The sequence below is a fragment of the Phreatobacter sp. genome (assembly GCF_052440005.1).
In the GTDB taxonomy this organism is placed as follows: Bacteria; Pseudomonadota; Alphaproteobacteria; order Rhizobiales; family Phreatobacteraceae; genus Phreatobacter.
Genome location: NZ_JBQVQL010000175.1, coordinates 1 through 2145, shown reverse-complemented (window position 1 = coordinate 2145; position 2145 = coordinate 1). Strand labels below are relative to the sequence as shown.

2 protein-coding genes and 1 pseudogene are annotated in these 2145 nt (G+C 67.5%); 2 read left to right on the top strand and 1 reads right to left on the bottom strand.

Annotation, left to right across the window (positions count from 1 at the left end):
- Positions 1-343, bottom strand: a pseudogene (locus ACT6XY_RS22675) (hypothetical protein); the annotation flags it as partial.
- Between the two features lie 226 nt (positions 344-569).
- Between ACT6XY_RS22675 and ACT6XY_RS22670 the strand changes: the two are divergent.
- Entirely contained in the window at positions 570-1169 is a 600-nt protein-coding gene (locus ACT6XY_RS22670) for a superoxide dismutase (protein ID WP_444750566.1), read from the top strand.
- A 155-nt stretch (positions 1170-1324) separates the two neighbouring features.
- Positions 1325-1639, top strand: coding sequence for a hypothetical protein (locus ACT6XY_RS22665; RefSeq protein ID WP_444750565.1), 315 nt, complete (start codon positions 1325-1327; stop codon positions 1637-1639).
- Positions 1640-2145 lie beyond the last annotated feature (506 nt).

Here is a 2145-nt window from a genome sequence, read left to right as displayed (position 1 = left end):
GCGGGGCGGCGGCCGACGCCGGAGCTGCCGCCACGACAGGCGGCGCCGGTGCGGCGGGAGCCTCGTCGACCGGGGCCATCGCGAGCGGCTCGTCGACAGCTTCGCGCGTCGGCGCGGGTCCGGCGAGCCCGTAGCGCAGATCGTCGAGTTTGGCCGCCACCACGCCCAGCTGGTCGACGACGGCGGAGAGGCCGAAGAGGACGACGCCCGCCGCAGCGATCACGGCACCGACGATCATCACGGTGTTGCCGAGGCTCAGCAGGGAGGGATTGGTCCCCCAGTAGAGCGTCACCACCCCGATCAGCGCCAGCACCGCGGCCGCCACCTTCAGCACGAGGGCCATGGATCGTCCTTTCAGCCACGCGGACTGGACGTCCGCTCCCGGCTACCGTTGAGCCGATAAAAAACGACCTATAGAAGGCAGGTCGGTAGATTCTCGCAACTACACCACGCCATGGCAGCGGGGCAATTGCCGCCGCGGGCCCGGCATCCTATGTGAAGGGGGTTGTTTCGTGTGCGATCGCCTGCCGCACGGCGGAAGCGCGGGCGCCCCCCAAGGAGACGAGATCATGGCCTTCACCCTCGACGACCTGCCCTATGCCTACGATGCCCTGCAGCCCTACATGTCGAAGGAGACGCTGGAGTATCACCACGACAAGCACCATCAGGCCTATGTCACCAACGGCAACAACCTGATCAAGGGCACGGAATTCGAAGGCAAGAGCCTTGAGGAGATCGTCAAGGGCTCCTTCGGCAAGCACGCCGGCATCTTCAACAACGCCGGCCAGCACTACAACCACATCCATTTCTGGAAGTGGATGAAGCCGAACGGCGGCGGCAAGATCCCGGGCGGCATCGAGAAGGCGCTGGTCGATTCCTTCGGTTCGGTCGAGAAGGCCAAGGAAGACTTCATCCAGGGTGGCGTCACCCAGTTCGGCTCGGGCTGGTCGTGGCTCGCGGTGCAGGGCGGCAAGATCGTCGTCACCAAGACGCCGAACGGCGAGAGCCCGCTGGTCCACGGCGGCGTGCCGATCCTCGGCGTCGATGTCTGGGAGCACTCCTACTACATCGACTACCGCAACCGTCGGCCCGACTACCTCAAGGCCTTCGTCGAGCACCTGGTGAACTGGGAATATGTCGACGAGCTGTTCCAGAAGGCGACCGCCTGAGCGGCCCCTCATCGTCTGAACGTGGAAAACCCCGGCCATCGCGCCGGGGTTTTTGCTGAGCGACGCGAATTTGCAAGGACTATGGGTTCACACGCATAGGCAAGGGCCTGCCGGAGCGCTACCGGTCCTCCGCCTTCCCTTTACGGAAACCTCCCATGATCCGCCCCATCGCGCTCGCCCTCCTTCTGGCCACCCTCACCACCCCGTCCGTCGCTGCCACAAGCTGGGTGCCCGGCAACGGCCGCCCCTGCGATCAGGTCTGCCAGGGCGCCGGGCGCAAGCCGGTCCAGACGGGCGTCTATCTCCCCAACCGCCAGATGTTCAACATCTGCGCCGCGAACACCGCGGGCGAGGGCCTGCGCCCGGGATTCAACCTGCGGCCGAACTGGTCGAATGTCTGCGTGACGGCATGGGGGCCCGGCACCGGCCAGGCGCGCAGCGAGCGGCAGTACGAATGCCTGTGTGAGTGACCTCAGGGACCTTGACCACTCCCCGGCGGGGGACCGGCGGTTCGGCGAAACGGTGAGCATTGCCGGCCGTGCCGGGCGCGACCTTCACCTCTCCCCGGCGGAGCGGTCGACGAGCGAAAGCGAGGCGGGTGAGGGGGAGAGCCCGCGGCAGGACAGCGCGAAATCCCCTCACCCGGCCTGCGGCCGACCTCTCCCTACCGGGGAGAGGTGACGATGCGGCGGAACCCACAACGGCCAGCCGACACGCTGCCCGTCATCCCCGGCCGAGCGCAGCGAGGGGAAGGGGATCCAGGAGTTGCAGGGAGCCGACCTTTCCAATCGCAGCCTCTCGCCCGCAGCCCGTCAGTCCTGGCCCCCCTTCCCTCGGCCTTCGGCCTCGCCGGGGGTGACGGGCGGCACGGTGCAGCAGGGAACGTCGGTCGTCGTTGGCGGGGCCACCACCCGCTCCCGGTCCATCGCCTCAGGCGATCTCGGTGACGATCTTCCGCCTGACCGCATCCGCAAAC